The organism is Pseudomonas sp. TH49 (assembly GCF_016650625.1).
Lineage (GTDB): Bacteria > Pseudomonadota > Gammaproteobacteria > Pseudomonadales > Pseudomonadaceae > Aquipseudomonas > Aquipseudomonas fluorescens_H.
In genome coordinates, this window is record NZ_JAEKFL010000001.1 from 469,656 (window position 1) to 483,353 (window position 13,698).

A 13,698-nucleotide genomic window follows, 5' to 3' on the forward strand; every position below is an offset into this window, starting at 1 on the left:
CCCTTATTGAATTAACAAGGAAATCGCCCCTATGAATACCGCCGTCAACGCCAACGTAGTGCATGAATCCGAAGCCCAGCGTCAGCACGCCCGCGTAAAAATCCCGGCCAAACTGCGCTTTTTCGGCCACGACCGGACGCCGCTCGAAGCGCGGGTCCTCGACCTGTCCGCCGGTGGTCTGGCGTTCAACGCCGGGCAGATGCCGCTGACCGTGGGTGAGGTGCACAAGGCACGCCTGCAATTCGTCATCGACAACCTCGGCCTGGCCATGGACGTCGAGCTGCAGATCCGCTCCTACGACCGCCAGACAGGCCGCGCCGGTTGCCAGTTCCAGAACCTTGAGCCGCAGGACATTTCCACTCTGCGCCACCTGATCACTTCGCACCTGGCCGGCGACATCGTCAGCATGGGTGAAGTGCTGGCGACCCTGCAGCGCGACAACTTCACCAAGGCGCGCAAGGTCAAGGACGGCGGCAGCGGCATGACCCCGTTCGGGCGTCTGAAAGCCGTGACCTTCAGCGCTGGCATCTTCGCCATTGGCCTGGTGGCGTTCGGTTTCGTCTTCAAGTCGGTGTACGGCATGTACTTCGTCAGCCATGCGCAAGCAGGTCTGGTCAGCGTACCGGGGATGAACATCACCATGCCGCGTGACGGCACCGTGCAGAGCCTGGTCAAGTCCGACGGCGTCGCCGCCAAAGGCGCCCCGCTGGCGACCTTCAGCACCAGCATGCTCGACGTGCTCAAGGGCCATCTGGACGAAGACCAGTTGCAACCGGCCAAAGTTGAAGAACTGTTCGGCAAGCAAATGACCGGCACCCTGACCTCGCCGTGCGATTGCACTGTGGCCCAGCAACTGGTGGCGGACGGTCAGTACGCGAGCAAGGGCGACGTGATCTTCACCCTGGTGCCGCGCAACACCCAGGCCACCGTCGATGCACGCTTCTCCTATCGCCAGTTCGGCGACGTGCGTCCGGGTACGCCTGTGAGCTTCCAGATCGCCGGCGAAGACCAGACCCGCACCGGCAAGATCGTCAGCAGCACCAGCCTGAAAAGCGCCGACCTGTCCTCCGACATCCGCGTGCAGATCCAGCCGGACGAGCCGCTGGACAGCAGCTTCGCCGGCCGCCCGGTGGAAGTGAACAGCGACCGTGGCCCGAACCTGAACTGGCTGATCGACAAAGCCATGGCTGCCGGTCTTTAAGTCGAGGACATGCCTGTGACGATTCCTACTCTTTTGAACACGCCGCAGCCCTTGTGGGAGCGGGCTTGCTCGCGAATGCGGTTCAACATTCAAAATCAGTGTGGGCTGACACACCGCCTTCGCGAGCAAGCCCGCTCCCACATGGGGCCACTATGCGCAGTTGCATTGGCCGTCAGTCTGGCCGGTTGCGCCGGCCTGCCCGACCAGCGTCTGGCCAACGAAGCGCTCAAGCGTGGCGACACCGCCACCGCCGCGCAGAACTACCGTGCACTGGCAGACCTGGGTTACAGCGAAGCGCAAGTCGGCCTCGCCGATATCCAGGTCGACAGCCGCGACCCCGAGCAGATCAAGCAGGCCGAGGCGACCTATCGTGCCGCCGCCGACGTGTCGCCACGGGCCCAGGCCCGCCTCGGTCGCCTGCTGGTGGCCAAACCGGGCTCCACCGAAGCCGAGCACCACGAAGCCGAAAGCCTGCTGAAAAAAGCAGGCGCCAATGGCGAAGGCAATACGTTGATCCCGCTGGCGATGCTCTACCTGCAATACCCGCACAGCTTCCCCAACATCAACGCCCAGCAGCAGATCGATCAGTGGCGCAAATCCGGCTACCCGGAAGCCGGTCTGGCGCAGGTGCTGCTGTATCGCACCCAGGGCACTTACGACCAGCACCTGGATGACGTGGAAAAGATCTGCAAAGCCGCGCTCAACACCACCGACATCTGCTACGTCGAACTGGCCACGGTTTATCAGAAACGTGCCCAACCGGAGCAACAGGCCGAGCTGATCAAGCAGATGCAGGCCGGTTACCGCCGTGGCAGCGTCAGCGCGCAACGCGTCGATTCGGTGGCCCGTGTGCTGGCCGATGCGACCCTCGGCAAGACCGACGAGAAGACCGCGCAGTCGCTGCTCGAACCGATCGCCCCGGGCTACCCGGCATCGTGGGTGACCCTCGCGCAATTGCTGTACGACTTCCCGGAACTGGGCGATGTCGATCAGATGATGCAGTACCTCGACAACGGCCGCGCCGCCGATCAGCCGCGCGCCGAACTGTTGCTGGGCAAGCTCTACTACGAAGGCAAACTGGTGCCGGCCGACGCGAAAGTCGCCGAAGAACACTTCCAGAAAGCCGTCGGCCGCGAAGTCGCCGCCGACTACTACCTCGGCCAGATCTATCGCCGTGGTTACCTGGGCAAGGTCTATCCGCAGAAGGCCCTCGACCACCTGCTGACCGCGGCGCGCAACGGCCAGAACAGCGCCGATTTCGCCATCGCCCAACTGTTTTCCCAAGGCAAGGGCACCAAACCCGACCCGCTCAACGCCTATGTCTTCAGCCAACTGGCCAAGGCGCAGAACACTCCGCAAGCCGATGAACTGGCGACCACCCTCGCAGCGCAATTGCCGCCCGAGCGTCTGGCCGAAGCCCAGCGCCTGCTGCAACAGGAACAGGCCAGCCGTGGCGCACTGAACCAGAACACGCTGCAACTGCACGCCCTGCAAGAAGAAGACGGCGAGGAAGCCCTATGAAGTTGAATCCCTTTGTGAAGGCCGGCATTGGCCTCACGTTCGCGCTGATCTGGTCTTGCCCGACACTGGCCGCGATCACTGAAACCAAGAACTTCGGCCTGGAAGTGAAAATCACCGGCCAGTCCGAAGACGACCGCGACCTCGGCACCGCACCCGGTGGCGACGTCAACGGTGTGGGCCTGGACCTGCGTCCATGGATCTACGGCGAAAGCGGCGCGTGGAGCGCCTACGCCATGGGTCAGGCCGTGACCTCGACCGACATCATCGAAACCGACACCCTGCAGCAAGCCGACGGTGCCGAAACCACCGACAACAGCGACCGCAAAACCAAGAAAAACTACCTGGCGATGCGCGAATTCTGGGTCGGCTACAGCGGCCTGACGCCGTACCCCGGCGAGATGCTCAAGCTCGGTCGCCAGCGCCTGCGCAATGACGACGGCCAATGGCGCGACACCAACATCGAAGCGCTGAACTGGACCTTCGACACCACCCTGTTGCGCGCCAACGTCGGTGTTGCCGAACGCTTCAGCGAATACCGCACCGACCTCAAAGAGCTGGCGCCAAAAGACAAGGATCGCCTGCACGCCTACGCCGATGCCGCTTACCAGTGGACCCCGGGCAACTGGGTCGGCATTCGCGGGCACCACACCCACGATGACGGCAAGCTCGATTACGCCGAACCGGGCGTACCCCGCGACACCCTCGACAAAACCCAGAACGGCGACATCAGCTGGCTCGGCCTGACCGCCGACAGCGACGCCTACAACTGGCGCAACACCAATACCGTCAACTACTGGGGCAGCATCACTGGCATGAGCGGCGACCTCGATTCGGTCAACCCGCTGAACGCCGATGGCAGCCGTCCGGCGCAAGCCAAGCGCAGTGATGACATCAACGGCTGGGCCACCGACCTTGGCGTGCGTCTGCGCCTCGACCCGCAGTGGCAGGTCGGTGCGGCCTACGCCCGCGCCAGCGCCGATTACCAACAGAACGGCCTGGAAAGCAACCGCTCCAACTACACCGGTACCCGCTCGCGCGTGCACCGTTTCGGCGAAGCGTTCCGTGGCGAAATGAACAACATGCAGACCGCCACCCTGTTCGGTTCGTGGATGCTCAACGACCAGTACGACGCCAGCCTGATCTACCACAAGTTCTGGCGCGTGGACGGCAACAAGCCGGTGGGCAGCAACGGCATCAACGCCGTGGAAAACAACACCGACGACGTCACCGGCGCGATCCTCTCCAGCACCTCGCTGCCGCTGCAGGATGGCAACAAGGATCTGGGTCAGGAAATGGATCTGGTGGTGACCAAGTACTTCAAGCAGGGCCTGTTGCCGGCGGCGTTGAGCCAGTCGATCGACGAACCTTCGGCGCTGGTGCGTTTCCGTGGCGGCGTGTTCAAGCCCGGTGATGCCTATGGCAGCCAGGTCGATTCGTACATGCACCGCGCGTTCATCGACGTGATCTGGCGCTTCTGATGCAAACCGCCAAGGGAGTGCCCGACATGCACCATGCAAGGAAAGGCTCGCTCAGCCTGTTGGCCGGCGCCATGCTGCTGGCCTCCGCTGGCGCCTTCGCCACGGTGGAACCGGCCAAGCCTGTGACCACCACCAAAGAGCTGCAACAAGCCAAGACCTACACCGTCAGCAGCGCGCCGACCGAGGCGCTGGAACTGGCCAAGCCGACACTGCCCGACCTGTCCGGCTTCACCGCCGAAGCGGCTGCCGCGAAGATCAATCGCAGCAAACCGGGCAAGATCAGCGTGCGCCGGATGATGCAGGAAGAGGCCCTGAAGGACTTCATCGGCGGCGACAACAAGATGGCCGAGTGGGTGGTGCGTCAGCACGGTATCCCGCAGGCAATCTTCGTCGACGACGGTTACCTGAACCTCAAGGATCTGGCGCAGAAGCTGCCCAAGCAATACTTCAGCGAAACCGCGCCGGGCGTGTACCTGGCGAAGCTGCCGATCGTGGTCGGCCGCAAAGGCATCCTCGAAATCGACGGCCAGACCCAGGAATTGCGTCTGTCGCAAGAGGCCGGTTCGTTCCTGGTCAACGACGGTCAGCTGTTCGTGCGTGACACCAAAGTCACCGGCTGGCGCGAGAAGGACAACGGCCCGGCGACCTTCCGTTCGCCGAAGGAATTCCGTCCGTTCCTGCTGGCCTGGGGCGGCACCGAGACCTATATCGTCAACAGCAAGATGGCCAGTTTCGGCTACGCCAACAGTAAGTCGTACGGGGTGAGTATTTCCCAGTACACGCCGAACATGGCCAAGGTACTCAAGCGTCCCGAGCCGACCGGCTGGATCGTCGGCTCCGAGTTCTCCGACATGTGGTACGGCTTCTACTGCTACGAGACCCGCGACTTCGTGGTCAAGGGCAACACCTACAAGGACAACATCGTCTACGGCATCGACCCACACGACCGTTCCCACGGCCTGATCATTGCCGAGAACACCGTCCACGGCACGAAGAAGAAGCACGGGATCATCATTTCCCGTGAAGTGAACGACAGCTTCATCTTCAACAACAAGAGCTACGACAACCACCTCTCGGGCCTGGTGATCGACCGTAACAGCGTCAACAACATCATCGCCTACAACGAGATCTACAAGAACCACACGGACGGCATCACTCTCTACGAGTCCGCCGACAACCTGCTGTGGGGCAACAAGGTCATCAGCAACAAGCGTCACGGCATCCGCATTCGTAACAGCGTGAACATCCGCCTCTACGAAAACGTCGCCATGGCCAACGGCCTGACCGGCGTCTACGGCCACATCAAGGACCTGACCGACACCGACCGTGACATCAAGCTCGACCCGTTCGACGCGCAAGTCTCGCTGATCGTGGTCGGCGGTGAACTGGCGGCCAACGGCAGCGGCCCGATGGCCATCGACTCGCCATTGAGCGTCGAGCTGTATCGCGTATCGATGCTGGCGCCGACCAAATCCAGCGGCATCAGCTTCAACGGCATCCTCGGCGAGCGCCAGGATGAAATTCTCGACCTGCTGGTGCGCCAGCAGAAAGCCGTGCTGATCGACCCTGTCGAACGCCAGACCGAAATGCGGGACTGAGGATAATTTTATGCACCCACACTTGATCAAATTACTCAGCCTGTCGGCCCTGACCGTGGGCATTCTGGCGGCCAGCAATGCGGCTCGTGCAGACGAGACCGCAGCACCGAAGTTCACCGCCGAACCGTGCTGCAACCTGTGCCCGGCCGCGCATGACGCGAAGAACTACACCACGCGTTATCAGCAGAACTTCACCACGCTGGTGCAGGCGCAGGGCGACTGGTTGTTCCGTACCCAGGAAGATTTGCGCACCGAGTTCAACACCACACCGGCCGGCTACAAACGCCTGCAACAGCTGCACGATGCGTTCAAGGCCAAAGGCGTCGAACTGGTGATCGTCTATCAGCCGACCCGTGGTCTGGTGAACCGCAACAAGCTCAACCCGCAGGAAAAAGCCGCGTTCGATTACGAGAAAGCGCTGGGCAACTACAAGACCATGCTCGGCCGTTTCGCGCAGATGGGTTACGTGGTGCCGGACCTGTCGCCGCTGACCAACGAATCGCTGCCGGACACCCTGCCCGCTCACGATTTCTACTTCCGCGGCGACCAGCACTGGACGCCATACGGCGCTCAGCGCACGGCGAAAATCGTCGCCGAGAAGGTCAAGCAGATCCCGGCCTTCGCCGACATTCCCAAGCGTGAATTCGAGACCAAGCGCACCGGGCGCATGGGCAAGACCGGCACCCTGCACAACATGGCCGGGCAACTGTGCGGCACCAGTTACGCGATCCAGTACATGGACCAGTTCACCACCGAGCCGAAAGGCGAGGCCGGTGACGGCGACCTGTTCGGTGATTCCGGCAACCCGCAAATCACCCTCGTGGGCACCTCGCACAGCGGCAAGAACTACAACTTCGCCGGCTTCCTCGAAGAGGCCATTGGCGCCGATATTCTCAACGTCGCCTTCCCCGGCGGCGGTCTCGAAGGTTCGATGCTGCAGTACCTCGGTAGCGACGAATTCCAGAAGACCCCGCCGAAGATTCTGATCTGGGAATTCTCGCCGCTGTACCGCCTCGACCAGGAGACCATCTACCGCCAGATGATGTCGCTGCTCGATAACGGCTGCGAAGGCAAAGACACGCAAATGTCCGCCAGCACTACGCTCAAGCCCGGCGGCAAACAGGAACTGCTGGTCAACAGCAAAAACCTGAACCTGCAGAACAGCAGTCATCAGGTCGACATCCGCTTCGCCGACACCTCGGTGAAAACCCTGCAAGCCACCCTCTGGTACATGAACGGTCGCCACGAGGACATCAAGATCGAGAAACCGGAAACCTCCGACACCGACGGTCGTTTCGCCTTTGAGCTGCGCACGGACGAAGACTGGGCCTCGCAAAATCTGCTGGCAGTCGAAGTCCAGGGCCCGGAAGCGGGTACCGCGCCGCAAAAAGTCGAAGCGAAAATCTGCAAACGCAACGTATTCCCGGGCGCTGGGCCACAAACCGCTCAGGTCGGGCAATGAGGTCTGCTATGCGAAATCGAACGATCAAACACTTGCTTGCACCATCCCTCCTGACCTTGGCGATGTTCGCCGGGGCCACTCAGGCCGCCGCGCCACTGCGTCCGCCGCAGGGCTACTTCGCCCCTGTGGATAAATTCAAGACCGGCGACAAGAGCGAAGGCTGCGACGCGATGCCCGCGCCGTACACCGGGCCGCTGCAATTTCGCAGCAAATACGAAGGCTCGGACAAGGCCCGCGCAACGCTGAACGTGCAGTCGGAAAAAGCCTTCCGCGACACCACCAAGGACATCACCACGCTGGAGCGCGGCACCGCCAAACGGGTGATGCAGTTCATGCGCGACGGGCGCCCGGAACAGCTCGACTGCACCCTCAACTGGTTGACTGCGTGGGCCAAGGCCGATGCGTTGATGTCGAAAGACTTCAATCACACCGGCAAGTCGATGCGCAAATGGGCGCTGGGCAGCATGGCCTCTTCGTACATTCGCCTGAAGTTCTCCGACTCGCATCCACTGGCCGAACATCAGCAAGAAGCGCAGTTGATCGAGGCGTGGTTCAGCAAGATGGCCGATCAGGTGGTCAGCGATTGGGACAACCTGCCGCTGGAAAAAACCAACAACCACTCGTACTGGGCCGCCTGGTCGGTGATGGCGACCTCGATCGCCACCAACCGTCGCGACCTGTTTGACTGGGCAGTGAAGGAATACAAGGTCGGGGTCAATCAAGTCGACGCCGACGGCTTCCTGCCCAACGAACTCAAGCGCCAGCAACGCGCCCTCGCCTATCACAACTACGCCCTGCCGCCACTGGCGATGATCGCCAGCTTCGCTCAGGTCAACGGGGTCGATCTGCGCCAGGAAAACAACAGCGCGCTGAAGCGTTTGGGTGACCGGGTGCTGGCCGGGGTGAAAGACCCTGACCAATTCGAGAAAAAGAACGGCAAAGAGCAGGACATGACCGACTTGAAAGAGGACATGAAATTCGCCTGGCTCGAACCGTTCTGCACCCTCTACACCTGCCCGCCGGATGTGATCGAGAAGAAGCACGGCATGCAACCGTTCAAGACCTTCCGCCTCGGCGGCGACCTGACCAAGGTCTACGACCCGTCGCATGAGAAGGGCAACAAGGGTTCGTAAGAGTGAATGCAATCCCCTGTGGGAGCGGGCTTGCTCGCGAATGCGGTCTGACATTCAAAAATAATGTCGACTGACACACCGCCTTCGCGAGCAAGCCCGCTCCCACAGTGAAGTGATGTCGCCCCCTGAATTTTCATGGGGGGTTTGGGGGGGCTTTGGCCCTTGACTGTTGGTTCAAACATGGAGAGATCGGGATGGTATTTTCATCCAACGTGTTCCTGTTTCTGTTCTTGCCGATCTTTCTCGGCTTGTACTACTTGAGCGGGCAACGCTATCGCAACCTGTTGCTGCTGATCGCCAGCTACGTGTTCTACGCGTGGTGGCGGGTGGACTTCCTGGCGCTGTTCGCCGGCGTCACCCTGTGGAATTACTGGATCGGCCTGAAAGTCGGTGCTGCCGGCGTGCGTACCAAACCGGCACAGCGCTGGCTGCTGCTCGGCGTGGCAGTCGACCTGTGCATCCTCGGCTACTTCAAATACGCCAACTTCGGCGTGGACAGCATCAACGCGATCATGACCTCGTTCGGTCTGGAGCCGTTCATCCTGACCCACGTGCTGCTGCCGATCGGTATCTCGTTCTACATCTTCGAGTCGATCAGCTACATCATCGACGTGTATCGCGGCGACACCCCGGCCACGCGCAACCTGATCGACTTCGCGGCGTTCGTGGCGATCTTCCCGCACCTGATTGCCGGCCCGGTTCTGCGTTTCCGCGACCTCGCCGACCAGTTCAACAACCGCACGCACACCCTCGACAAGTTCTCCGAGGGCTGCACACGGTTCATGCAGGGTTTCATCAAGAAGGTCTTCATCGCTGACACCCTCGCGGTGGTCGCCGACCACTGCTTCGCCCTGCAAAACCCGACCACCGGTGATGCCTGGCTCGGCGCGCTGGCGTACACCGCGCAGCTGTATTTCGACTTCTCCGGTTACAGCGACATGGCCATCGGTCTGGGCCTGATGATGGGTTTCCGCTTCATGGAAAACTTCAAGCAGCCGTACATCAGCCAGTCGATCACCGAGTTCTGGCGTCGCTGGCACATCAGCCTGTCCACCTGGCTGCGTGACTACCTGTACATCACCCTCGGCGGTAACCGTAAAGGCACGCTGATGACCTACCGCAACCTGTTCCTGACCATGCTCCTCGGTGGTCTGTGGCACGGCGCGAACATCACTTACATCGTCTGGGGCGCCTGGCACGGCATGTGGCTGGCGATCGAAAAAGCGCTCGGCATCAACACCGCGCCGCGCAGCCTCAACCCGATCCGCTGGGCGCTGACCTTCCTGCTGGTGGTGATGGGCTGGGTGATCTTCCGCGCCGAAAACCTGCACGTCGCCGGGCGCATGTACGGCGCGATGTTCAGCTTCAGCGACTGGTCGCTGTCGGAACTCAACCGTGCCAGCCTCACCGGTCTGCAAGTGGCAACCCTGGTGGTGGCGTACGCAACGCTGGCGTTCTTTGGCCTGCGTGATCTGTACACCCACAAGCCTCCGGTCAAAACCAAGCCAGTGGTCAACGTCGAAACCGACGGCCCTGCCACCGCGACCCCGGGCATGATCAAGGCCGCCCCCGGCGAAAACCCGGCGAGCATCCACGAGCCTGGCTACACCGTCGGCGTCGAAGCCCAGGTGCAACCGGCCTACTGGAGCGCGGACTGGTCACGCTACGTGATGCGCGGGCTGATCCTGCTGCTGTTCATCGCCTCGATTCTCAAACTCTCGGCGCAAAGCTTCTCGCCGTTCCTTTACTTCCAGTTCTGAGGGATCTGACATGACCCGCTCATTACGCATCGTCTACATCGCGCTGTTTCTGCTGACCCTGCTGGTGCTCGGTCTGTGGTCGGTCCGCAGCTTCTTCGGCTTCAGCACCAACGCCGATGCGACCGTGCTCAACGGTCGCTGGAGCAAGGCAGTGGAAACCCACTACGACGATCAGTTTCCGATCAAGCGTCTGGGCACCAACCTCTGGGCGGCGCTGGATTTCAAACTGTTCAATGAAGGGCGTCCGGGCGTGGTGCTCGGTCGCGATCAGTGGCTGTACAGCGACGAGGAATTCAACCCGATCGTCAACGAAGAACTCAACCTGCAAGGCAACTACGCGCTGGTCGAAGGCGTGCGCCAGACCCTCAAAGCCAAAGGCGTGAAACTGGTGATGGCGATCGTCCCGGCCAAGGTTCGCCTGTACCCGGAACACCTGGGTGAAGTGAAACCGGCGAGCATCCACGCCAACCTCTATCAGGATTTCCACGCCCGTGTCGCGGCGGACAAGATCCTCGCCCCGGACCTGCTCGGCCCGCTGCAACAGGCCAAGCGGAACGGTCAGCAAGTGTTCCTGCGCACCGACACCCACTGGACCCCGGAAGGCGCCGAGATCGCCGCCAACACCCTGGCGAAAACCATCGCCGCCAAGTTCCCGCTCAGCGGCGAGCCGCAGCGCTTTGTCACCACGCCAGCGGAGAAGGTCACGCACAAGGGCGACCTGCGTCTGTTCCTGCCACTGGATCCGCTGTTTGAAAACCTGATGCCGGCGCAAGAGCCGCTGCAAAAGCGCAACACCGTGGCCGCCGAGCAACCTGCCGGTGACGACGCGCTGTTCGCCAGCAGCGAAGTACCGGTCGCGCTGATCGGCACCAGCTACAGCGCCAACCCTAACTGGAACTTCGTCGGTGCACTGAAACAAGCGCTGCACAGCGACGTCGTCAACTACGCCGAAGACGGCCACGGCCCGATCCTGCCGATGCTCAGCTACCTGAAAAGCGATGACTTCAAGAACAGCCCGCCACAGGTGCTGATCTGGGAGTTTCCTGAACGATATCTGCCTGTGAACAACGAAATCGGCGACGCCGACCCACAGTGGGTCGCAGAGCTCAAACAAGCCGGTGCTCGCCAACAAAACGTAGCTGTAAACACTAAATCCGAGACGCCCGACCGGGCGCAAAACTGAAAGAGAGGTAACACCATGACTTTCACGACTACTCCTCGTCGTCTCGCAAAACGCATTGCACTGGTTGCCGGTCTCAGCGTGCTGTCGGTCCAGGCTTTCGCCGGTGGCGACGCCGCGCTGTACGGCCCGACTGCACCGAAAGGCTCGACCTTCGTGCGGGTCTACAACGCCAGCAACGCCGAAGTCAGCGCCACTGTCGGCAGCACCAATCTGAGCGACGTTGCGCCACTGGCCAGCAGCGACTTCAGCTTCATGCCGGGCGGCGATTACAGCGCCAAGGTCGGCAGCCAGACCTTGCCGGTGAAACTTGCCGGTGACCACTACTACACCCTGGTCAACAACGCTTCCGGCGCGCCGCAACTGATCGAAGAGCCGCCGTTCAAGAACAAGCAGAAATCCCTGGTGCGCGTGCAGAACCTCAGCGACAAGCCGCTGACCCTGAAGACCGCCGACGGCAAGACCGACGTGGTGCCGAACGTGGCGGCCAAGGGCCGTGGCGAACGTGAAATCAACCCGGTGAAAGTCAGCCTGGCGCTGTACGAAGGCGACAAGAAAGTCGGCGACGTGAAACCGGTCGCTCTGGAGCGTGGTGAGGCAGCGGTGCTGTACGTCACCGGTTCCGGCAGCAGCCTGTCGCCAGTCTGGGTGAAACGCCCGGTGTCGACCCGCTAATTATTTTCCAGACTGACCCCGCGCCCACTGTGGGAGCGGGCTTGCTCGCGAAAGCGGTCTGACATTCAACAGCTATGTCGACTGATACACCGCCTTCGGGAGCAAGCCCCCTCCCACCCTGCGACCGGGTTGTCAGTTCGGATACGAGACAAAAACAAGAGTGAAACGACACAGCGTTCGTGCCTCTAACCAATCGATTTTATGGAGTAAACAATATGATTCCGGTGATCTTGTCAGGTGGTAGCGGTTCACGTCTTTGGCCGCTTTCGCGCAAGCAATTCCCTAAACAATTCCTCGCCCTGACCGGTGAACACACACTGTTCCAGCAAACCCTGGAGCGTCTGGTGTTCGAAGGCATGGACACACCCATCGTGGTCTGCAACAAGGATCACCGCTTCATCGTCAACGAACAGTTGGCCAACCGGAACCTCGAATGCCAGCGCATCCTGATGGAGCCGTTCGGCCGCAACACCGCGCCAGCCGTGGCGCTGACCGCGATGATGCTGGTCAACGAAGGGCGTGACGAACTGATGCTGGTGCTGCCGGCCGACCACGTGCTGGAAGACCAGAAAGCCCTGCAACGCGCATTGGCCCTGGCCACCGTCGCCGCCGAAAACGGCGAAATGGTGCTGTTCGGCGTGCCGGCGACCAAACCGGAAACCGGTTACGGCTACATCAAATCCACCGGCGATTCGCTGCTGCCGGAAGGCGTCAGCCGTGTCTCGCACTTCGTCGAAAAACCTGACGTCAAACGCGCCACCGAATACGTCGAATCCGGCGGCTACTACTGGAACAGCGGCATGTTCCTGTTCCGCGCCAGCCGCTTCCTCGAAGAGCTGAAAAAGCACGATCCGGACATCTACGACACCTGCCTGCTGACCCTCGAGCGCAGCCTGCAGGACGCCGACACCGTCACCCTGGACGAAGCCACCTTCGCTTGCTGCCCGGACAATTCCATCGACTACTCCGTCATGGAAAAAACCCAGCGCGCCTGCGTGGTGCCGCTGAGCGCCGGCTGGAGCGATGTCGGTTGCTGGTCGTCGCTGTGGGAAGTCAACGAGAAGGATGCCAACGGCAACGTCAGCAAAGGCGACGTGGTGATCCAGGACAGCAAAAACTGCATGATCCACGGCAACGGCAAACTGGTGTCGGTGATCGGTCTGGAAAACATCGTCGTGGTCGAGACCAAGGACGCGATGATGATCGCGCACAAGGACAAGGTTCAGGGCGTCAAGCAGATGGTCAACACCCTCAACGAGCAGGGCCGTAGCGAAACCCAGAACCATTGCGAGGTCTATCGTCCGTGGGGTTCCTACGACTCGGTGGACATGGGCGGGCGTTTCCAGGTCAAGCACATCTCGGTCAAACCGGGCGCGTGCCTGTCGCTGCAGATGCACCACCACCGCGCCGAGCACTGGATCGTGGTCAGCGGCACCGCCGAAGTGACCTGCGATGACAACGTGTTCCTGCTCTGCGAAAACCAGTCGACCTACATCCCGATCGCCTCGGTGCACCGCCTGCGCAACCCGGGCAAGATCCCGCTGGAAATCATCGAAGTGCAATCGGGCAGCTACCTCGGCGAAGACGATATCGAGCGTTTCGAGGACATCTACGGTCGTTCCACCCCGATCGAACGCGGCGTGTCGGTGAAAACCATCGCGCAGTGATCACCCCGCAATGAGAAGCCCCC

At 61.4% G+C, this 13,698-nt stretch carries 10 protein-coding genes; all 10 read left to right on the forward strand.

Features of this window, described 5'->3' with window-relative positions:
- Positions 1 to 31: 31 nt before the first annotated feature.
- The gene (locus JFU48_RS02310; RefSeq protein ID WP_003221862.1) at positions 32 to 1,201 is read left to right on the forward strand and encodes an alginate biosynthesis protein Alg44; all 1,170 of its coding nucleotides are present in this window, start codon (positions 32 to 34) and stop codon (positions 1,199 to 1,201) included.
- 15 nt (positions 1,202 to 1,216) lie between these two features.
- The gene (gene algK / locus JFU48_RS02315; protein ID WP_201135746.1) at positions 1,217 to 2,722 is read left to right on the forward strand and encodes an alginate biosynthesis TPR repeat lipoprotein AlgK; all 1,506 of its coding nucleotides are present in this window, start codon (positions 1,217 to 1,219) and stop codon (positions 2,720 to 2,722) included.
- Positions 2,719 to 4,200 carry an alginate export family protein gene (locus JFU48_RS02320; RefSeq protein WP_003221858.1) on the forward strand — a complete coding sequence of 494 codons (1,482 nt, stop codon included), beginning with the start codon at positions 2,719 to 2,721 and terminating at the stop codon, positions 4,198 to 4,200. The genes algK and JFU48_RS02320 overlap by 4 nt, the downstream gene beginning before the upstream one ends.
- Positions 4,201 to 4,226: 26 nt before the next feature.
- Entirely contained in the window at positions 4,227 to 5,798 is a 1,572-nt protein-coding gene (algG, locus tag JFU48_RS02325; RefSeq protein ID WP_201135747.1) for a mannuronan 5-epimerase AlgG, read from the forward strand.
- Positions 5,799 to 5,808: 10 nt separating this feature from the next.
- The gene (locus tag JFU48_RS02330; protein ID WP_003221844.1) at positions 5,809 to 7,260 is read left to right on the forward strand and encodes an alginate O-acetyltransferase; all 1,452 of its coding nucleotides are present in this window, start codon (positions 5,809 to 5,811) and stop codon (positions 7,258 to 7,260) included.
- 8 nt (positions 7,261 to 7,268) lie between these two features.
- A complete protein-coding gene (locus tag JFU48_RS02335; RefSeq protein ID WP_201135748.1) occupies positions 7,269 to 8,393 on the forward strand; it encodes a mannuronate-specific alginate lyase in 1,125 nt (374 codons plus the stop codon).
- Between the two features lie 194 nt (positions 8,394 to 8,587).
- Positions 8,588 to 10,153: an MBOAT family O-acyltransferase gene (locus JFU48_RS02340; protein ID WP_201135749.1), complete on the forward strand. Its 1,566-nt coding sequence runs from the start codon at positions 8,588 to 8,590 to the stop codon at positions 10,151 to 10,153.
- Positions 10,154 to 10,163: 10 nt separating this feature from the next.
- Positions 10,164 to 11,336, forward strand: coding sequence for an alginate O-acetyltransferase (locus JFU48_RS02345; protein WP_201135750.1), 1,173 nt, complete (start codon positions 10,164 to 10,166; stop codon positions 11,334 to 11,336).
- A 15-nt stretch (positions 11,337 to 11,351) separates the two neighbouring features.
- The gene (locus JFU48_RS02350; protein ID WP_003221835.1) at positions 11,352 to 12,008 is read left to right on the forward strand and encodes an alginate O-acetyltransferase AlgF; all 657 of its coding nucleotides are present in this window, start codon (positions 11,352 to 11,354) and stop codon (positions 12,006 to 12,008) included.
- Positions 12,009 to 12,223: 215 nt separating this feature from the next.
- Positions 12,224 to 13,675, forward strand: a complete 1,452-nt coding sequence (locus JFU48_RS02355) for a mannose-1-phosphate guanylyltransferase/mannose-6-phosphate isomerase (protein WP_103486486.1) — start codon at positions 12,224 to 12,226, stop codon at positions 13,673 to 13,675.
- Positions 13,676 to 13,698 lie beyond the last annotated feature (23 nt).

Coding starts and splice junctions, on each gene's coding strand:
- JFU48_RS02340 (WP_201135749.1), top strand. CDS start 8,588: ATGGTATTTTCATCCAACGTGTTCCTGTTTCTGTTCTTGCCGATCTTT.
- JFU48_RS02335 (WP_201135748.1), top strand. CDS start 7,269: ATGCGAAATCGAACGATCAAACACTTGCTTGCACCATCCCTCCTGACC.
- algG (WP_201135747.1), top strand. CDS start 4,227: ATGCACCATGCAAGGAAAGGCTCGCTCAGCCTGTTGGCCGGCGCCATG.
- JFU48_RS02345 (WP_201135750.1), top strand. CDS start 10,164: ATGACCCGCTCATTACGCATCGTCTACATCGCGCTGTTTCTGCTGACC.
- JFU48_RS02320 (WP_003221858.1), top strand. CDS start 2,719: ATGAAGTTGAATCCCTTTGTGAAGGCCGGCATTGGCCTCACGTTCGCG.
- JFU48_RS02350 (WP_003221835.1), top strand. CDS start 11,352: ATGACTTTCACGACTACTCCTCGTCGTCTCGCAAAACGCATTGCACTG.
- JFU48_RS02355 (WP_103486486.1), top strand. CDS start 12,224: ATGATTCCGGTGATCTTGTCAGGTGGTAGCGGTTCACGTCTTTGGCCG.
- JFU48_RS02330 (WP_003221844.1), top strand. CDS start 5,809: ATGCACCCACACTTGATCAAATTACTCAGCCTGTCGGCCCTGACCGTG.
- JFU48_RS02310 (WP_003221862.1), top strand. CDS start 32: ATGAATACCGCCGTCAACGCCAACGTAGTGCATGAATCCGAAGCCCAG.